Here is a 19,747-nt window from a genome sequence, read left to right on the forward strand (position 1 = left end):
TTGCACTTTTTACTGGATGACGATAATATCCTTGTCACCGATATTTACCTTGCCCGGTTTCTTCAGTGTTACTGAAGTGCCTTCGGGAAGATTGGAGAAAATAACCGGCGACATTACCGAAGGTGCATGGGCCTTCACGTATTCAAGATCAACCTCCATAATCGGTTGTCCTGCAGCAACAAGATCGCCTTCTTCAACAAGTACAGTGAAGCCTTGACCTTTCAGCTTAACTGTATTGACGCCGATATGAACGAGCACTTCCTTGCCGCCATCGGACATAATTCCGATAGCATGCTTGCTCGGGAATACGTTGAACACCTTGCCATATACCGGTGAAGCAATTTTGCCGTCATCGGACAGGAAGGCAAACCCGTCACCTGTCATTTTTTGCGAGAAAACAGCATCCGGAACCTGAGTAATATCAAGCAATTCCCCGTTTACCGGTGAGACAATATCCTCAGGGATAATGGACACGCCATCCTCGCCTGCCTGTTTCTCTTCCTCTGGCGCAGGAACAGGAGCAGCAGCAACTGGAGTTTTACCATTCATTACATCCTGGATTTGAGATTTAATCGTATCGGAGCGTGTACCGAAGATCGCCTGTACATTATTGCCGACCTCTAGAACGCCGGAAGCACCAAGCTTCTTGAGACGATTCTTATCTACACCTGCTTTATCCTTAACCTCAACCCGTAAGCGGGTAATGCAAGCATCCAGATGTGCGATATTTTCCTTGCCGCCCAGAGCGGACAAAATGTTGCTCGGCAAATCATTGCCACTGGTAGAAACATCTGCCACATTTGTATTCTGCTCATCATCATCAGTAGGGTCTTCACGGCCCGGAGTTCTAAGATTGAATTTCCGGATTACAAAGCGGAATCCGAAGTAGTAGATTACCGCGATAACAAGACCTACCGGAATTACCAGCCACCAGGCTGTGCGGTTCGGGATAATACCGAATAGCACATAGTCGATAAAGCCGCCGGAGAAGGTCATACCGATTTTGACGTTGAGAATGTGCATGGTCATGAAGGACAAGCCCGCAAAAACGGCATGGACTGCGAACAGCAGCGGAGCCACGAACAGGAACGAGAATTCCAGCGGCTCGGTGATACCTGTAAGGAAAGAAGTTAACGCAGCGGAAACCATCAAACCGCCAACGAATTTCTTATTCTCAGGTCTGGCCTCATGGTAGATCGCCAATGCGGCTGCCGGAAGACCAAACATCATAAACGGATATTTACCGGTAGTAAAAGTACCCGCTGTGAAAGGCACGCCATCACGAAGCTGCTGCATAAAGATCCGCTGGTCACCACGGACCAGGTCGCCGGCTTTATCTACATAAGTTCCGAATTCGTACCAGAATGGAGAGTAGAAAATGTGATGCAAACCGAACGGAATCAGTGAGCGCTCGATCAGACCAAAGATAAAGGCTGCGAGTGTTTTATTCGTATCAATCATACTTTGTGATACATAGTTCAGGCCGTGTTGAATCGGCGGCCAGACCAGGGTTAAAGCAAGTCCGAGAAGTAGTGAGGTTACTGCGGTCATAATAGGCACAAAACGTTTACCAGCGAAGAAACCGAGGTAAGACGGCAGCTCTATTGTAAAAAAGCGCTTGTACATGGCCGCTGCCAGTATACCGACTAATATACCGCCGAACACACCGGTCTGCAAAGTCGGAATCCCCAGCACGCTGGCATAAGCAAAGTTGCCTTGGCTCAGTACATAGTTGTTAACGCCGACAACGGTACCCATGGTAACGTTCATTACGAGGAAACCGATGATCGCCGCAAGGCCTGCAACGCCTTCCCCGCCAGCCAGTCCAATCGCTACGCCCACTGCGAACAGCAGCGAGAGATTGTTAAATACAACTTGTCCCGAATTCATTAATACATTGGCAATAGCCTGAACAGTATCGTTCTCTAATGCCGGTACGTATTGCAAGAAATCCGGGTTAACAAGCATATTTCCGATTCCCAGCAGCAGACCAGCTGCCGGCAGGATAGCTACCGGGAGCATCAATGCCTTACCAACTCTTTGCAAAACGCCAAAAAGCTTTTTAAACATTCAAGTCACTTCCTTAATTTTGATGTCACAACAACAAAACAGAAGCCAAAAAAAGCATGAGCAATACAGCATATGGGTTGCAGTCTAACTCTAAAGTTAGATTACCCCGACAAGGGGTTATACAACCAAAATACTGTAAATCACTCATGCCTGATCGAATCAGTTACACGTTCGTATTCTGTTTTGTTCAATAACTGGGATCATTGTAGCACCGTTTTTTTTAAGTTGCAAGCATGATTTTGGAGATTTCGACAGGTTTCACAGGACAGACACAGGATTAAAGCTTAATGTGACTCTGGGTCAGTCTTGGTTCTCCTCCATTCCCGACTCCTCCTCTTTCTTCTGGGCCAGGCGCTGCAAATGGACAGTCAGGTAACTTACCTCTGCGGGATATACCGGTATACGGACACGCTGTTCCATAACCTTTGTCAATTTCCAGGCCAATGAATACATTTCCGGATATTCACGCTTCATTAGTCCGTCTAGGGAGGATATTTCCCTGACCGTCTCTCCCCGGCGCAACCGTTCCAGCACAAAACGCAAATGAGTTACCAGCCGGGAATAATCAAGCGAATCACGCGGAATACGGTATTCCAGGCTGTTCTCGACCAGACTTACCAGATCCCCGATCAGTACGGAATGCTGCTTAACCTCGGTAATGTGCCGGTTGCTAAGAGCGCTGACAATATGCAGGGCCACAAATCCAATTTCATCTGCAGGCATAGAGACATGCATGACCTCGTTAATTCTGCCTATCGCATATTCCGCCATCGCATATTCCTCGGGATATATCTCTTTGGTCTCATACAGAAAAGGATTATGGATGGGAATTTTCTGTTCATGGCGTCTAATAGCAAAGGATAAATGATCCGTTAGCGCAATATGGATATGCTCATTAAGCGGCTCACGGCTGTGCTGCATAATATGGATAACAATTTCCTGGACGACCTCAATCAGCTTCTCATCCACCTGGGGAACGAGCTGCTTATATTGTTCCTGCTCCTCCTGACTGCGGAGAATGAACATCTTCTCCACAGAGGATAGCTTTATACGATCACGCGTTTTGCGGTTAAAGCCTATACCTTTGCCGATAACGACCACTTCGGCATACTGGGGATGTTCGGCGATGATAACATTGTTGTTAAGTACCTTAGCCACTGTAATGCTGCTCACTTCTGACACCTCTTTTATATCTAAATACCTTACTTCCGGCACCAGCCAAGTGAAGCGGCACGATTTAGATTATACTCACGACTCCATCATAACACCAGAAATTCGAGAAAAGAAGTATGCGCGAATCGAAAAAAAAGCATGCCCTTCAATGCTCACAGGGCATGCTCCGTTATTTCACAGATCTCATCCGTTGCGTTATTCTTTTTAGTTCATTCTATTTAGCTTATCTTTTTCACAGGAATGTAAATTTCCATGACCGTATCCGGCCGGTTATGGCAGCGTTCATCATAGAATTCGAAGTCAAGCTTGCTTTCGTCATATTCATAACCGCAGTCTTTAAACCAATCTTCAAAGATATATTTCCAGGTCTTCTTAATAGCCTGCGTAAATTCCCGTTGTTCTGTTTCATGGGTTAAATCCACAGGTGGCGTTGTGAAAACGGCATATTGGGCTTCAGGGATCTCAATCGTCAGCATATCCTCTCTTACGTTTGAAAAATGCTCTACTATTACACCCAGGAGATAGGTTGCTTTTCCATCTTCGGATGAGGGAACACACAGGCCTACCTCTCCGTGCTTGGGCGGATTGAGAATTTCGTACATTTTTGATTCTAAATTTTCACCGTCATAATTGCTCCAGAAGGAAGCAATATCCTTGGTATAATTGCTGCCAGCGATATCCGTTTGGATACCATAACCCGCAACCTTGAAGGAAGGTTTGTTTAAAATAACAGGGTTCATAAGATAACCTCCAACTCCTAAATTTGTTTTGGCATTAATATTTCCGCCCACTCGTGAAGCATATTTCGTCGGGCTATAGCCGTAAGCTTTACGAAACGCTTTAGTAAACCCGCTTTGTGTTTCAAAACCGTAGTCTAAAGCAATATCAATGATTTTTCTGCCGTTAAATAATTCTGTCGCCGCTAATGACAATCTCCGGCTCCGAACATATTCCATCACAGACATTCCCTTGCACAAGCCGAACACTCTGCAGAGATGATATACAGAATATCCAACCTCGGCAGCAATGTCTTTGACTGTCAGATTTTCTTTAATATGATTTTCAATGAACTGAATACACTTTTCTATGTCATTTCTATAATTCAATAAACCACCAGCCTTTCTCCGTACGGTGATTTTATTATAGCAGCAGCCTTGAAGGATAATTGTTCCTGCTTTGCTAACTCTCCTAAAAACGAAAAAACGGCAAATCTCTGATCATCCAGAGACTTGCCGCTTATTCATTTTCCGAAAAATAGGTTGTTATGCTACGGCCTTACAGAGACATTTTATAAATCTCGACTACATCCTCATGCTGCAGCTTGCGGAAGTTGCCGAAGGGACCGAACTTGACCGCCTTATCAGCCATGTTACCAAGCTGGCTATCGTCAATATCATAATCCGCAAGGCGATTTGGCGCACCGATGGAATCCCAGAAGCGGCGTAAAGCTTCAATGCCTTCGAGACCGACCTGCTCATCGGTTTTGCCGGAAGGATCAATACCAAACACGTTAACGGCAAGCTTACGGAAGCGCGCAGGATTCACACTAAGGTTATATTTCATCCAATTCGGGAACAGGATGGAAAGGCCGCCTCCATGTGGAATGTCATATACTGCCGATACCGAGTGCTCGATGTTATGCGTTGCCCAGTCACCAGCGAAACCCATGCTGACCATACCGTTCAGGGCCATCGTACCGCAGTACAAAACGGTCTCCCGCAGTTCGAAATTTTCCAAATCTTCAATCAGTTTCGGTCCGGTTTCAATTACGGTACGAAGCAGTGTCTCACAGAAGCCGTCCTGAACCGGCGTATTGTCGTCCAGATGGAAATAATGCTCCAGCACATGCGACATAATATCCACCATTCCATACACTGTCTGGTCGCGCGGCAAGGAAAAGGTGTGCTCGGGATCAAGAATAGAGAATGCCGGGAATGAATGAGCACTGCCCCAACCCATTTTTTCTTGAGTCACTTCATTGGTGATTACCGAGCCGCTGTTCATCTCGGAGCCGGTCGCCGCCATAGTGAGAACCGTACCCAGAGGCAGCGCGTCTTGTGGAACTGCTTTGCGGTCTACGAAATCCCACATGTCGCCCTCATATTTGGCACCTACCGCAACCGCTTTGGCGCAATCGAGTACGCTTCCGCCGCCGACGGCAAGGATCAAGTCGATCTGATGCTCCCGGCACAGCTCCACACCTTTATGTACTGTGGATAAACGCGGATTGGGCTCCACGCCGGACAGTTCCGTTACCACGGCACCGAGTGCATTCAATTGTGAGATTACCTTATCGTATAAGCCGTTACGTTTGATGCTGCCGCCGCCGTACATCAGCAGGACGTTTTTGCCGTATTTAGGTACTTCGCGATTCAAAGCTTCAAGTGTACCCTGTCCGAAAATGAGCTTCGTCGGGTTGTGAAATTCAAACTTCCGCATAGGTATAACCCTCCATAGTTTCTAAATAAAGTGCACCCACCTATTATATCCCTCTGATCAATCTCATTCAAATGAGTAACTATAAGCTTTGCTTTGTTTCGAGAAATTAGAAGGAGAAAATCCCGTTATATCCCCTCCGTACGGGTAGCGCGACTCCATTAACACGAGAAAATCCCGTTAAATTATTTCTTAATCCTATAAGGAGACAATCTAGGCCTGTAAACCATTTGTACTATAGTGTTCTTTATTACATCTTAATTATGACATTTAAAAAACATCCGGCTTCTCTCTGCAGAGAAAACCGGATATCCGTGTCATATTTTATTAGCGGGCTCCGAAACTTTCCACAAAACGGTTAAAGGCTGTCTTGCCCTCATCTGTACGTTTGTAGACGCCGGCGTGCTCCAGAATGTGTGTGAATTTGATGCCAACCTCGTTCTGCACCGTCTTCACCGCTTCTTCACGGTTCATCGCTGTGCCAAATCGTTCCGCCAACTCCTGAACCCATTCAGCATGCTGGGCAAGGGGATGATGCGCATCCCCCTTCAATGCATCAAGCGCAGCCGTGTCTCCGGCAAGAATACCGGCGATGTTATCGAGTTCTTCCTTTAACCGTCCAGGCAAAATAGCCAGTCCCATGACTTCAATCAAGCCGATATTCTCTTTCTTGATATGGTGCATCTCCCGGTGCGGGTGAAAAATCCCTTCCGGATACTGTTCGCTGGTGCGGTTGTTGCGGAGTACAAGGTCCATCTCATAGCCGCCGTCTTCCGCCCGCCGAACAATCGGTGTGACGGTGTTGTGCGGGGTAGTCTCGCCCCCAGCTTCCGTAAAGGCCAGAATCTCGGCTTCAGGATCACTGTAGCCTTTCCAGGCTTCATAAATGGCATTCCCGCACTCCAGGAGAACCGCGGCTTCCTGTCCATTCAAGCGCAATACCGACATCGGCCATTTCACGATGCTGATGCTGACGCCCGGATAAGATTCATGGCTGTAGGTAATTTCCTTAGGCGCTTTCTGAATCGGAAAGGTGTGGCGTCCACCCTGGAAATGATCATGCGTTAGTATAGATCCGCCCACAATCGGCAAATCGGCGTTGGAGCCGATAAAATAATGTGGAAACAAATCCACGAAGCCCAGCAGACGTTTCAGGGTATCCTTGGTCAGCTTCATCGGCACATGGTCGTGATGGAACACGATGCAGTGCTCATTGTAGTACACGTAAGGTGAGTACTGGAAGAACCAGTTCTCATTGTTCAGCGCAAGCGGAATGACGCGCAGGTTCTGCCGCGGCGGGTGGTTTACCCGTCCGGCATACCCTACATTCTCGCGGCAGAGCTGGCACTTCGGATATACCGGCGGCGGAAGCAGCCGGGCCATGGCGATTTCCTTGGGACTTTTCTCAGGCTTGGACAAATTAATCGTCATTTCGATATCACCGTAAGGTGAATCCTGCAGCCAGTAGACATTCTTGGAAATGCGGTCCATCCGGATATAGTTGGAATCAATGCTAAGCTTATAAAAGCGGTCCGTTGCTGCGGATATGCCTTTTTCTGCTGTCAATCGGCCGAATTCGGCATTGACTTCCGACGGGCGGGCCATCAGAAGTCCCATGATTTTGGCATCCAGCAGGTCACGGTAGGTATCACTGTTCTCAGGGATAAGGCCGATTTCAAATCCGTAATCAATCAATATATCGAGTGGAGCTTGCGGACCTTCCAGAGGAGCTTGGTTAATCTCTCCAAAATAAGGCTCACTGAACCCGAACTGATCCAGCAGCACATTGCGGCTATAATCAAAGTCCGCCGGCTCAATCAGTTTCTGACGCAGAGCAAAGAGTGTAAGCTGTTCAATAGCCTGCAGCGCCTCCACTCCGGCGGGAGTTGCTTTATTCTCGTTGTCCATCTTGATTCTCCTTAAAAACTAATTAATTGCCGTATCCTTGCGGATTAGCGGAATGCCAGTTCCAGGCGCTTTGAATGATATTCTCCAGATCCGCGTGCTGCGGGTTCCAGCCAAGAATGGAACGCGCTTTGTCGGAGGAAGCTACCAGCACTGCGGGATCTCCGGCACGGCGTTCCTGAATGACTACCGGAATTTCAAGGCCGGTTACCTTCTTGGCGGTTTCGATCACCTGCTTGACGGAGAAGCCCAGCCCGTTGCCAAGGTTAAAGACGCTGCTAACACTGCCGCTGCGCAGGTAGGTTACCGCACGGACATGGGCATCTGCCAGATCGCTGACGTGGATGTAATCGCGTACGCAGGTTCCGTCTTCCGTTGGATAATCCTCTCCGAAGACAGCAATGCTGTCACGCTGCTTCAGAGCGGTTTGCAGCACCAGCGGGATAAGGTGGCTTTCGGGACGGTGATCTTCACCGATTTTGCCGCTTGCGTGAGCGCCCGCAGCATTGAAGTAGCGAAGAGCAACATATTTGATGCCCAGGACTTTATCGAACCAGGCCATCATGCGTTCCATGGTCAGCTTGGTTTCTCCATACACATTCGCAGGCTCGGTGCGGTCGGTTTCTTCAATCGGCACCTTTTCCGGTTCGCCGTAGGTCGCCGCTGTGGAGGAGAATACGATTTTGCTTACGCCGGCCTTTTGCATTGCTTCCAGAAGACACTGTGTGCCGTATACGTTGTTATCGTAATATTTCACAGGGTCTTTCATGCTTTCACCAACGAGTGAGCTTGCGGCGAAATGGATAACTGCATCAATTACGTTCTCGGAGAAAAGCTTCGCCAGCAGTTCTTTGTCACGCAGATCGCCTTCATAAAGCTTGCCGCCCAGCAGCGCCTCGCGGTGCCCTGTCAGGAGGTTGTCGATGACCACCACTTCCTCGCCCCGTTCCAGCAGCTCCGCTACGGTATGGGAACCGATATACCCTGCTCCACCTGTTACCAGAATCGCCATCTTACTTCACTCCCTTCAATTCTTCCACACCATTGCCGATGCCGCATACATAGAACTCGCCCTGCAGACCTGATCTTGTAGTGTACGCCTCTCCGACCTCGGAGATAAACCGTTCTACGTCATCTTCATGTACCAACGATACTGTACAGCCGCCAAAGCCTGCGCCGGTCATACGGGAACCGAGCGTACCCGGAATGCGCTGAGCCTCTTCAACCATGATATCCAGCTCCTCACAGCTCACCTCATACAAATCGCGCAGCGAAGCGTGGGAATCGTTCATATATTGTCCGAACTGTTTAAGGTCATTGTTCTTGAGCACCTCTACGGAGTCGAGTACGCGCTGGTTCTCTTCCACCACATGGCGTGCGCGGCGTCTGACCGTTTCGTCTGCGATTTTATCCTGATGCTCCTCAAATTGTTCACGCTTCAGCTGGGCCAGGTAAGACAGGGATGGAACCACTTGCTGCAAAATAGCCAACGCCTCGTCACATTGCTGGCGGCGCTCATTGTATTTGGAGTCCACAAGTCCTCTCCGTTTGTTCGTGTTTCCGATGATCAGCTTATAAGCGCCGGTAACGAAAGGCACCAAATTATATTCCAGTGTGTCGCACATAAGCAAAATGGCGTGGTCCCGCTTGCCGTTGGCAACCGCGAACTGATCCATGATGCCGGAGTTTACCCCCACATACTGGTTCTCTGCACGCTGTGACAAAAGAGCGATCTCAACCGTATCCGTATCCCCGCCTTCCAGGGTCAGGAATGCATATGCGGTTACCACCTCAAGAGATGCTGATGAAGACAAGCCTGCACCATTCGGAATATCGCCATGGAACAGCAGGTCATATCCCCTGGATAAAGGAATCTGCTTTTTCTTCAATTCCATCAATACGCCGATTGGATAGTCGATCCATTCACCGCTTTTTTCGCTGCCGATGTCTTGGAAATCGATGGAGGCCTCATACGGAAAGTTGGTGGATGCGAAGATTACTTTACCGTCGCTGCGCGGTCGGACGACTAACGTTGTGCCGAACTCCAATGCGGCCGGAAGAACATAACCGCCGTTATAATCCAAATGCTCCCCGATAAGATTAACGCGTCCCGGTGCATAAAACACCCGCTCCTCTTGTCCACTTTCGCCGTACTTGCCGATAAGCTTTTGTTTAATTTGTCCTATGCTCATAATGTCACTCCATCCTTTCACTGTTCACGCTTTTAGGAATACGTATTAGTTCTTGTATGCTTATATTATAATAAAAACAGACTTCCGAACGTAATGCAATCATGTGTGTAATGTATGGATAAATGTGACTTCACTCTCTATAATAAAGGCATGAGAGGAGACCCCCCATGGAACATACCTATGACCACACCTATGTGGTGGCATCGAACCCCGTATACTATGATAAGCAAAATTTGCATGTACTCTTCGCAGGCAAGAGCCAGACGCTGCCGCAGCATCAGGCCGGCCCCAAAATCTACGATTACTATTTGCTGCATTATGTGGAAGGCGGCTCCGGCATCTTCCGGACAGAGCAGCGGAATTATGAGCTCGGCGCCGGCGATTGTTTTCTGATCCATCCCGGTCAGCTGGTCAGCTATATCTCCGACAGTGAGCATCCCTGGCGGTACAGATGGGCGGCGTTTACCGGCAGGGAAAGCGACGGGCTGGTGCTGCAGGCCGGGTTCACACCGGAACAGCCAGTTTTGTCCACCGCTGAGGGCAGCGTAATCCCCGGAGCCCTCGCCGGGATGATGGAATCCTTCTACGCGAATAAGGAGAGCGCCCATCTGACGTCACTCGGTTATATGTACCTGATTGTAGGAGAAGCAGCCGAACGGCTCTCCACTTCCTCACGCCTCCCGGGAGCGGGATCTCAGGTAAAACGGACCGTGAAGCAAATGATTCACTACATGTCTTCCCAATATGCCCATCCTATTTCGATTGAGCAGATGTGCGACAGTCTGGGGTATAACCGCGCCTATCTTTCCCGCGTCTTCAAACAGGAAACCGGCATCTCACCAGTGACCTATCTGCTGAAGCTGCGGATTGAGAAGTCACGCCAGCTGCTGCGGGAGAGACCCGAGCTGTCGGTGGAGCAAATTGCCGCCTCTGTCGGTCTGACGGACGCTTTGTATTTCTCCAGGCAGTTCAAACGTTTCTGCGCCCAATCCCCGACAGCTTACCGGATCCAGGTCGCACGACATACTGACCTGTCTGCACCTTAATCAAATGAAATGAACCTCCGGCTCTTTCGATTATACGGCAACAGCCCGTCCCTTAAGGGAAACGGGCTATTGCTGCAGCCTGCCTGTGCCATAGCTGAATTCACTAAGTACACCTATGCTTCATTCTCTGTTTTGAGGATGGTCTCAATCCGGTCCATTTCTTCCGGCGAGAACTCCGTATTGGACAATGCGGCTACATTATCCTCAATCTGGCTGACTCGGCTTGCACCTATCAATGCTGAAGTGACCCGGCCGCCGCGCAGCACCCAAGCGAGCGCAAACCGGGCCAGGCTTTGACCCCGTGCCGCCGCAATCTGGTTAAGCGCCCTGATTTTACGCATGACCTCGGGTGTGATCCGGCTTTCACTCAGCGCTGTAGAAGGTTTCGCTGCCCTCGAATCGTCCGGAATTCCATTTAAATATTTATTGGTAAGCAATCCCTGAGCCAGCGGTGTAAAGGCAATGCTTCCTACTCCATGTTCATCAAGCACATCCTGCAACCCGTTTTCAATCCAGCGGTCGAGCATAGAGTATCTTGGCTGGTGGATCAGCAGCGGTGTGCCAAGCTCCCGAAGGATCTTGACTGCTTCTTCTGTTTGCTCCGCAGTGTAATTCGACAATCCAACATAAAGAGCTTTACCGGAGCGTACAGCATGATCCAGTGCGCCCATGGTCTCCTCCAGCGGTGTTTCCGGATCAGGACGATGAGAGTAGAAAATATCCACATAATCCAGGCCAAGCCGCTTCAAGCTCTGGTCAAGACTGGAGAGCACATATTTCCGCGAACCCCAATCACCATAAGGGCCGGGCCACATATAATATCCCGCCTTTGTTGAAATCACCATTTCATCACGGTAGGGGGCCAAATCCCGGTCGAGCACTTTACCGAACAGTTCCTCCGCAGAACCTGCGGGCGGCCCATAGTTATTGGCCAGATCGAAGTGGGTAATTCCCAGATCAAACGACCTGGTGATCATTTCCCTTCCATTCTCATACGTGTCGATTCCGCCGAAGTTATGCCACAGACCCAGCGATATAGCCGGCAGCCTAAGACCTGAATGACCGCAGCGGTTGTACCGCATCACTTCATATCGCTCATCGCTAGCCACATATACCATTACATTATCCCTGCCTCTCCTCTGGTGTCCAATTAACCTATTTTAAACCATTGTCAGCCATTGTAATCCGGGAATCATGAATTATAGTATCTCTTGGACTTTTCCCATCGTCTCGCCTATACGATTTGTAATAATCAGATTCGCGCGATGATCATAGGGTGTCGGGTCCCCGTTCAACAGCACCGTGTGCCGCCCGCTGAAATAAGTGACAAGACTTGCTGCAGGCTGCACGGTAAGCGAGGTTCCGCCAATAATGAGCAGGTCAGCGGAAGCTATCGCCTCTACAGCTTCCATCAGCACCGTATGGTCAAGCTCTTCCTCGTAGAGGACAACATCCGGCTTAATGATGCCGCCGCATTCGGGACAGCGCGGTACCGTGGTTGGGCTGCCGATAATCGACTCCAACCCATAATAGCAGGAGCAGTCCATGCAGTGATTGCGATGGATAGATCCATGCAGCTCCAGCACATGCCGGCTGCCCGCCTTTTGGTGCAGGCCGTCAATGTTCTGTGTAATGACTGCTTTCAGCTTACCCTCCTGTTCCAGCTTTGCAAGGAGAGCATGGGACGCGTTCGGCTGAGCGTTTGGATGAATCATTTTACCGCGGTAAAAGTCAAAAAAAATGTCCGGTGAGGACATAAAAAACGTTCGACTGAGCATCACTTCAGGCGGATACGGGGAATTTTGCTGTGTTTGATACAACCCTGCTGCCGAACGAAAATCAGGAATGCCGCTCTCTGTAGAAGTTCCTGCTCCGCCAAAAAAAACGATCTTGCTGCTGCTCTTGATCCAGGAAGCAAGAGTCTGTAATTGTTCCATCTATATAGCGCATCCTTTCTATGCTGGATTCAAGGTGTAATAACCAGCCCGGAGAAATCGGCAATAACAGTATCTGCGTCAAGCAGGTGTTCCCTGAAGCCATCTCTCCCGGCGATACCGACTGTCAGACACAGGCCTGCGGCCTTGCCCATTTGCATATCACCATTACTGTCTCCAATAATAATTGTCTCGTCAGGAGCCAGCCCCAACTCCCTGCAGGCCAATTGGGCCATTTCCGGAGCCGGCTTCCCCATACTTACCCTGTCCCTGGTTACAACCGTGTCAAAAAATCCGGCAATTCCGAGCCAATCCAAATGTTCGGCCGTTGTCGCGGACTCATCAGAGGTAACGACGCCAAGCTTCAGCGAAGCTCCGGCACATTGATGAAGGAAAGGCAGCAATCCCGGCAAAGGTGTCGCAGTCCGGCGTCTTCGGACCTCGTTCATGGCTTCCTTACTTATGGCAGTCACACGTGTTAAAGCTTCATTCCATGGAACTCCGGCCGCGTACAGCTGCCAGGCAAGAATGCCGTTTGTCTCCTCAACTGTGGCCATAGGCAGCGGCCCTCCGGGATCATACCCGGTTACCCTGCCGCCGGCGTCATGCTCTGTTCCGAGTAATTTGGCAGCATTGCCGCAAAAGCCGGTTCCTATTTGGGTAAGGGTGTCCTCCATGCCGCCAAGGACAATTTCCGCCCATGCGCCCCACATCGCCATGAAATCGAGCAGTGTGCCATCCTTGTCAAACAGTATTCCTTTGCAATGCACAGATTTATTATTTACATACAAAAAAGGCATTTCCTAGCTCTCCTCCCGTTCAAGACCATCGTGTCAGCGCAGATTTCCAAGCCAATCCAGCATTATACGGGCCGTACGGCTTTGCTGCTCTTCCTCGGATATCTTTGCTTCCCCGTCGCCCTTTTGTGCTCCGTAGCTGCCAAACTGGGCGTGATTGCCTCCCTCCAGAGAGTAGTATACGGTATTATCCGGCAGGTAGGAGCGGCCTTCCCGGTAGCTGTCCCTGTTAATAACCTGATCCTCTGTCCCTAGCACCGACAACACGGCTAAGGTCTTCCCCTTCAGACTTCCTTTCTTATCAGGATAGGAAGACAGGAAAAACACGCCTTCCAGCTGATCTGGATGTTCGGCCGCATACCTGGAAGCCATTACACCGCCCAGGGAGTGACCACCCAAGACAAAAGAAAGCTTCGGATGCACGCGTATAATTTCTTCGGCAGCGTTTATCTTAGCCACCGCCAGATTAAGCGGCATATGCGCAATGTAGACGGGATGTCCCGCGGCCGCAATTCTCTTGGCCATAGGCGAATAGGCTTCCGCCTCTATACGTCCTCCCGGGTAAAAGATAACTGCTGCTCCGGTGGTGATTGACGGAATGAAGGAGATCCAATTGTCATTCTGCTCTACGAAGATCCCGCCTCCGGATACCAGTGCAGACTGCGCATGATCGGCAGGAGCATAAGGAATCAAATATCTCCAAAGCGGCAGGCCCCCTGCAATAAGAACGGTTAAAAATGCAATGCCGACACTGCGTTTTGTTACCTTCTTTTTCAACATTGTCCACTCCTAAGTAGAGCTGCGTGTGTTGCTTCCTCTTAATAAACAAAATTATAGTTGAATCCTTGAATTCAAACAACTTCAACGTATTGGCACAATTCTATGACATGATAACGCTTGCTAAAGTGATTATTATCACAATGTCATTGATGTTATTATTTTAAAATTAAAGTAATAATTCTTAGTGACAGGAGGGAAAAACATGGTCAGGGAAAACCCAATAGAAGCGCGTGGTGAAACATTTTTCCTGAACCTCCGCTTTATTCTTATTGTCACTGTATTTGCGGGCAACGCCATTGAGCCGCTGATTGAAACGATGAGCGGGCTGCATGCCCTCTATTTGTGGATTTTCAGCTTCCATATGCCCCTGTTCGTGCTGGTAACCGGATATTTCGCCAGAAAAAGTCTTACCGGTGCCGCCGGCCGCAAGCTGCTTATGCAGATCGGATTGCAGTATGTTATATTTCAAAGCCTCTACTCCTTGCTTGATCGAACCCTGTTTCAAGTAAATGGCATCCATCATTCCTTCTTCGCCCCTTATCTGCTGCTCTGGTTTTTGGCAAGTCATGCCTTCTGGCGTCTTCTGATGCTGGGCATGAGTAAATGGACACTGACAGGACAAATGATGTTCGCCGTCCTTGCCGGAGTTTTAGTCGGATATTTGCAGCTTGAAGGCGTTTGGTTCAGCATTAGCAGAACTTTTGTATACTTGCCGTTCTTTGTGGCAGGCTATCACTTTTCATTTTCATCTTTTGCCCGTATATATACCAAATGGATCAAGATCACGGCGTCCGCTGCCTCACTGCTGCTGTTTATCCTCTTGATGAGCTGGGGCGGACAGCTTCCGCTCGGCTGGTTATTCGGCAGCATGACTTATATGCAGCTTGATCATCAGGAATGGTATGCCGGACTGTACCGCATGGCCATTTATGGCCTTCAGCTTACAGCCGCTCTGGCTTTTCTCGGCTGGGTTCCATTTCGGGAAAGCCGTATGACGGATTGGGGCCGGCGCACATTGTATGTGTTCCTGTTGCATGGATTTATCGTGCGGTTGGCTGTCGTCTCCGGAGTATACGCCTATATCGGAAATGCCGCAGGTGCTGTTATTCTGCTCACCGCCGCCGTTTCCCTCACTGTACTTTTGGCCCAGCCGCTGGTCAAACAATGGCTCCATCCACTCGTAGAGCCTCCGGTAAGCTGGATGATGTCCCTGCAGCGCGCTGTGCTGCGACGCTCCTTATAGCTACATTGCAAAGCGGGGACTGACCCATAAGTAGACTTCTCTACGAACGAAAACATCCCCTCTCATCTTAAAACGGTAAAAACTAGCCCGTCTCCGAGTTATTGGAGACGGGCTAGTTTTTGTTTTCGATCTGTAGGGGCCTGCTTCTGCAGATTATGGGCATGCGAAAGCCACCCGACTTTGAGGGTTGTATTTGCCATGCATCGAAGCAGTAACCGCGGGAATCTCTGGTTGTTCTTCAGTTGTCCGAACACACTCTCCGGTTCTGCCATTCTTCGAACCGCCAGGCATATCCATCCTCGTTCCGCAATAATTCCCTTGCCTGATCTCTCCTTATAAAATGGTTGCTTCGACACTTACATTTTAACAAAGGGCAATTTCTTTGTGTTGTACTAAAAATATTGTAGAAACGATTCCCGCTGAAAGCAGTGGAGAGGACGGGACGATTGCGGAAAAGCGATAGCGTTCGCCTTTGTCTCCGGATTTACCCGCTAAGGGTAATTCAGAAAATCTGGAGACAACAGCGATTGTAGCAACGTTCCGTTCGCGGAGCGTCTGCCCAGAACACCTCCCTACATCCTACTCCAAAGCAAAGGGTGTCCAGCAGTCATGTACACAGCTTTAGGGACACCCCTTTTTTATTACGGGAAGAGGCGAAACAGAGGTTCATACTTAACACAAGCGCGGTAGAAAAATGCAGCCGTTTGTGATAGACTCACTAATAACAATGGCTTGCCTTCCCTGTAGGAGTCGGCTTCCGTTAATCTCCATTTATCGTATTTTATTTTATAGAAACGGCTTCGCCCCGCCTTCTGTACCAGGAAGCAGGACCCCGTTCCTTCTATAAACCGCATATACACGGCTCTATACAGAGCACTGCGTTAATGCGACACCATATTGGATTATAAATTATTTAGGAGGGAAATGTCATAATGGCAGCCAAGAAAATGCGTTCAGACATGATTAAGAAAGGCTTTGACCGGGCTCCGCACCGCAGTCTCCTGCGAGCGGCCGGCGTAAAAGAGGAAGATTTCGGCAAGCCATTTATTGCGGTCTGCAATTCCTATATTGATATCGTGCCAGGCCACGTGCACCTTCAGGAGTTCGGCAAGATTGTTAAAGAAGCGATTCGCGAAGCCGGGGGTGTGCCTTTTGAATTCAACACCATCGGTGTCGATGATGGCATTGCCATGGGTCATATCGGGATGCGTTACTCGCTGCCCAGCCGCGAGATTATCGCCGACTCCCTTGAGACCGTAGTATCCGCCCACTGGTTCGACGGTATGGTCTGCATCCCGAACTGCGATAAAATCACTCCAGGCATGATGATGGGCGCACTGCGCGTCAACATCCCGACGATCTTTGTAAGCGGCGGGCCGATGAAAGCCGGTGTGGACAGCAAGGGCAAGAAGCTGTCACTTACCTCCGTATTTGAAGGTGTGGGGGCTCACCAGGTCGGCAAAATCAACGACGCTGAGCTGCTCGAATTAGAACAATACGGTTGTCCAACCTGCGGTTCCTGTTCCGGAATGTTCACGGCGAACTCCATGAACTGTCTGGCTGAAGCGCTTGGACTGGCACTGCCAGGGAACGGCACCATCCTCGCTGTAGCCGAAGAGCGCAAGCAATTCGTGCGTGATTCCGCTACGCAGCTTATGGAGCTGATTAAGCTGGACCTTAAGCCGCGCGATATCGTGACCCAAGAATCGCTGGATAACGCTTTTGCGCTGGATATGGCAATGGGCGGTTCTACCAACACGGTGCTGCACACCCTTGCTCTCGCCCAGGAGGCAGGCATCGACTACCCGCTCGAACGTATTAATGAAGTTGCGAACCGTGTTCCTTACCTGTCCAAGCTTGCTCCTGCTTCCGACTTCTTTATTGAAGATGTGCAGCGTGCAGGCGGCGTGAGTGCCGTATTGAATGAGCTGCTCAAGAAACCGGGCGCCCTGTTCGGCGATTGCATGACCGTTACCGGTAAGACACTTGCCGAGAATGTTACAGGCCATGAAATTCTGGATACCAATGTAATCCATACCCTGGACAACCCATATTCCGAGGTTGGCGGTCTGTCCGTGCTTTACGGCAACCTTGCTCCTGAAGGCTCGATCATCAAAGTCGGAGCGGTTGACGCCTCTGTAGGCGGCTACCATAAAGGCCCGGCGATCTGCTTTGATTCCCAGGAAACCGCACTGGAAGGCATTGCGAACGGCAAAGTCAAAGAAGGACATGTTGTCGTTATCCGTTATGAAGGTCCGAAGGGTGGACCCGGAATGCCGGAAATGCTGGCACCAACCTCGCAAATCGTGGGCATGGGACTCGGAGCCAAGGTCGGCCTTATCACTGACGGCCGTTTCTCGGGTGCTTCCCGCGGCATAAGCATCGGGCATATCTCTCCCGAAGCGGCTGAAGGCGGACCGATTGCCTTTGTAGAAGACGGCGATATCATCGAGCTGGATCTGAACAACCGCAAGATTGAGCTGCTCGTAGATGAGGAAGTGCTGGCCGTTCGCCGCACGGGTTGGAAAGAGTTCGAGCCGAAGGTTAAGACAGGCTATCTGGCCCGCTACTCCAAGCTCGTTACCAATGCAAGCAACGGTGCTGTTTTGAAGATTTAGTATGGCTGGCAAATGATTGAGATACAAAAAGCCGTCACTCCGGTATTTACTCCGGGATGACGGCTTTTCTTCTATAAAAAACTAGTTGTTATTGCACAATCGTAGCGCTTGGAAGCTCAGCTTCATGGACAACTCCTTTGCGTGACAAATCCTCTTCCCGCAGCTCCCGCTTCTTCACTCCACGCTCATGAGGCATCTTCTCCTCCGAGCGCAGCATCAATTGCGCCACAGGCATCAGAATCATCTTCGGCACAAGAACCTCACTTCGTTCCTTCAGCCGCTCACCTCCGGCGGGATGGATCACACTTAAAAGCACGCTTAGATAAAACTTGGTAGAACGGGCAAACCATCCGTCCGGCAAATCAAGTACGGTGAATCCGAACTTCTCCGGCCCCCGGTTGAGCATGCTGACACCGTAGAGCGCCTTAGCCTTCATAAGCTCCCCATCGGCAGCAATCCGGTCAGCCAGAATAGGCAGATCCTGATTCATTCGCCGAATCATGCGGATGGCAAGCTGGGCAGCGGAACGGGAATGAAGACCCAGCTCGAAAAGCTGCTTGTTATCAATATGAAGTTCAATCACTTTATCGCCTTTTTGCAGCATGACACCGCCATCCAATACTACCTGCTGCCCTTGGTAATTGCGTAAACGATAATGGAGGAACGGATGGTCCGGAGAGACCGTCTTCAAGCGGAAAAGGGCTTGAAAGACTTGTTCCCAGGCCAGCCACAGCCCTACTATGAGACGTTTTCCGAACGGAAGCCGCAGCAACGGTGAATCCTCCGCTGCCTTGATCATCGCGTCAACCCGGATACTTCGCAGCCCCCGTCTGGCAGCTTCCCGAAGAGTATATTCAAGCGCCACAAGCATATGCTCCGGCGCTCCGGGATTTGCGCCAAGCGTGGTTCCCCGATCGTGAAGAAGCATCACCTCACCTGGATTCAGGCGGGAGAGCATCTTTTCAGCAAGACGCTCGGCACCCTGTTTCTCGCGCCAATCACCGAACATTGCCGACCAGAGCACAATCTGTACCTGGCGTCGCTTGGAGAAATCAAACAAATTCACGATTCCCCAGGGCGGGCGGTAATAGGTGCTTCGTTCTCCGGTAATGCTGTAGATAATATCATCAGTCCGCTGAATCTGTTTGCGCACAGTTGAAGGGCGCATCAGCCAATTGCTCTTGTGCACGTAATTATGAATACCGATAAGATGACCTTCATTATGCATACGCCGAATGAGATCAGGATGATTCTCGGCATGAGACCCGACCACAAAAAAGGTAGCCTTGGCTTCGTGCAGCTTAAGTAAATCAAGTAGTCTCGGCGTAAATCGGGGATCCGGACCATCATCAAAGGTAAGGGCAAATTCCCCGATTCCAGTTCCCTTGCGAAAGACGCGGAATCCGAAAATCCGGCTGATGAGGCCAGGGATAAAAGCATAAAATGATGAAATGTAGAATAGCCAGAGCAGCAAAGTCTCCATGTGTATTCCCCGCTTTTCCAGAAGTATGACTTTGGCTCGCCTTATGTCTGCAAGCAGATCCTGTGATACG

Annotated in this window: 16 protein-coding genes; 3 read left to right on the forward strand and 13 right to left on the reverse strand. The window is 49.9% G+C overall.

Translation table 11 applies throughout. The annotated features are described in order from the left end of the window. Nucleotides 1–9 precede the first annotated feature (9 nt). The 7 genes from ptsG to PaeBR_RS19595 form a co-directional block, all read right to left on the reverse strand. Nucleotides 10–2,070, reverse strand: coding sequence for a glucose-specific PTS transporter subunit IIBC (gene ptsG, locus PaeBR_RS19565; protein ID WP_410512177.1), 2,061 nt, complete (start codon nt 2,068–2,070; stop codon nt 10–12). A 300-nt stretch (nt 2,071–2,370) separates the two neighbouring features. Continuing rightward, nucleotides 2,371–3,243 carry a glucose PTS transporter transcription antiterminator GlcT gene (gene glcT / locus PaeBR_RS19570; protein ID WP_410512178.1) on the reverse strand — a complete coding sequence of 291 codons (873 nt, stop codon included), beginning with the start codon at nt 3,241–3,243 and terminating at the stop codon, nt 2,371–2,373. A 218-nt stretch (nt 3,244–3,461) separates the two neighbouring features. Continuing rightward, nucleotides 3,462–4,349 carry an effector binding domain-containing protein gene (locus tag PaeBR_RS19575; RefSeq protein ID WP_410512179.1) on the reverse strand — a complete coding sequence of 296 codons (888 nt, stop codon included), beginning with the start codon at nt 4,347–4,349 and terminating at the stop codon, nt 3,462–3,464. Between the two features lie 169 nt (nt 4,350–4,518). Beyond that, entirely contained in the window at nt 4,519–5,682 is a 1,164-nt protein-coding gene (locus PaeBR_RS19580) for an iron-containing alcohol dehydrogenase (RefSeq protein WP_410512180.1), read from the reverse strand. Between the two features lie 324 nt (nt 5,683–6,006). Beyond that, nucleotides 6,007–7,587, reverse strand: a complete 1,581-nt coding sequence (locus PaeBR_RS19585) for a UDP-glucose--hexose-1-phosphate uridylyltransferase (protein ID WP_410512181.1) — start codon at nt 7,585–7,587, stop codon at nt 6,007–6,009. A 22-nt stretch (nt 7,588–7,609) separates the two neighbouring features. Then, complete coding sequence (gene galE, locus PaeBR_RS19590; protein WP_410512182.1) at nt 7,610–8,596, reverse strand: UDP-glucose 4-epimerase GalE; 987 nt, start codon at nt 8,594–8,596, stop codon at nt 7,610–7,612. A 1-nt stretch (nt 8,597) separates the two neighbouring features. Next, on the reverse strand, nt 8,598–9,776 hold the full coding sequence (locus tag PaeBR_RS19595) for a galactokinase (RefSeq protein WP_410512183.1): 1,179 nt from the start codon (nt 9,774–9,776) through the stop codon (nt 8,598–8,600). Between the two features lie 167 nt (nt 9,777–9,943). On the opposite strand from PaeBR_RS19595, the gene PaeBR_RS19600 reads away from it, so the two are divergent. Further along, a complete protein-coding gene (locus tag PaeBR_RS19600) occupies nt 9,944–10,822 on the forward strand; it encodes an AraC family ligand binding domain-containing protein (RefSeq protein WP_410512184.1) in 879 nt (292 codons plus the stop codon). A gap of 113 nt (nt 10,823–10,935) precedes the next feature. Here the strand turns inward: PaeBR_RS19600 and mgrA are convergent, their stop codons facing one another. The 4 genes from mgrA to PaeBR_RS19620 form a co-directional block, all read right to left on the reverse strand. After that, the gene (mgrA, locus tag PaeBR_RS19605; protein WP_410512185.1) at nt 10,936–11,940 is read right to left on the reverse strand and encodes an L-glyceraldehyde 3-phosphate reductase; all 1,005 of its coding nucleotides are present in this window, start codon (nt 11,938–11,940) and stop codon (nt 10,936–10,938) included. A gap of 81 nt (nt 11,941–12,021) precedes the next feature. Then, nucleotides 12,022–12,759 carry an NAD-dependent protein deacylase gene (locus tag PaeBR_RS19610; RefSeq protein WP_410512186.1) on the reverse strand — a complete coding sequence of 246 codons (738 nt, stop codon included), beginning with the start codon at nt 12,757–12,759 and terminating at the stop codon, nt 12,022–12,024. A 29-nt stretch (nt 12,760–12,788) separates the two neighbouring features. Next, nucleotides 12,789–13,556, reverse strand: a complete 768-nt coding sequence (locus PaeBR_RS19615; RefSeq protein WP_410512187.1) for an HAD family hydrolase — start codon at nt 13,554–13,556, stop codon at nt 12,789–12,791. A gap of 33 nt (nt 13,557–13,589) precedes the next feature. Beyond that, on the reverse strand, nt 13,590–14,333 hold the full coding sequence (locus PaeBR_RS19620) for an alpha/beta hydrolase (protein WP_410512188.1): 744 nt from the start codon (nt 14,331–14,333) through the stop codon (nt 13,590–13,592). Between the two features lie 202 nt (nt 14,334–14,535). On the opposite strand from PaeBR_RS19620, the gene PaeBR_RS19625 reads away from it, so the two are divergent. Then, nucleotides 14,536–15,576 carry an acyltransferase family protein gene (locus PaeBR_RS19625; protein WP_410512189.1) on the forward strand — a complete coding sequence of 347 codons (1,041 nt, stop codon included), beginning with the start codon at nt 14,536–14,538 and terminating at the stop codon, nt 15,574–15,576. A 98-nt stretch (nt 15,577–15,674) separates the two neighbouring features. Here PaeBR_RS19625 and PaeBR_RS19630 read toward each other — a convergent pair whose 3' ends face one another. After that, nucleotides 15,675–15,932, reverse strand: coding sequence for a transposase (locus PaeBR_RS19630; RefSeq protein ID WP_410512190.1), 258 nt, complete (start codon nt 15,930–15,932; stop codon nt 15,675–15,677). A 576-nt stretch (nt 15,933–16,508) separates the two neighbouring features. Between PaeBR_RS19630 and ilvD the strand changes: the two genes are divergently transcribed. Then, complete coding sequence (gene ilvD / locus PaeBR_RS19635) at nt 16,509–18,194, forward strand: dihydroxy-acid dehydratase (RefSeq protein WP_410512191.1); 1,686 nt, start codon at nt 16,509–16,511, stop codon at nt 18,192–18,194. 88 nt (nt 18,195–18,282) lie between these two features. On the opposite strand, the gene PaeBR_RS19640 is transcribed toward ilvD, so the two are convergent. Beyond that, complete coding sequence (locus tag PaeBR_RS19640; RefSeq protein ID WP_410512192.1) at nt 18,283–19,677, reverse strand: polysaccharide deacetylase family protein; 1,395 nt, start codon at nt 19,675–19,677, stop codon at nt 18,283–18,285. Between the last annotated feature and the right edge of the window lie 70 nt (nt 19,678–19,747).

The sequence above is a fragment of the Paenibacillus sp. BR2-3 genome, assembly GCF_046529485.1.
Taxonomy (GTDB): Bacteria; Bacillota; Bacilli; order Paenibacillales; family Paenibacillaceae; genus Paenibacillus_AQ.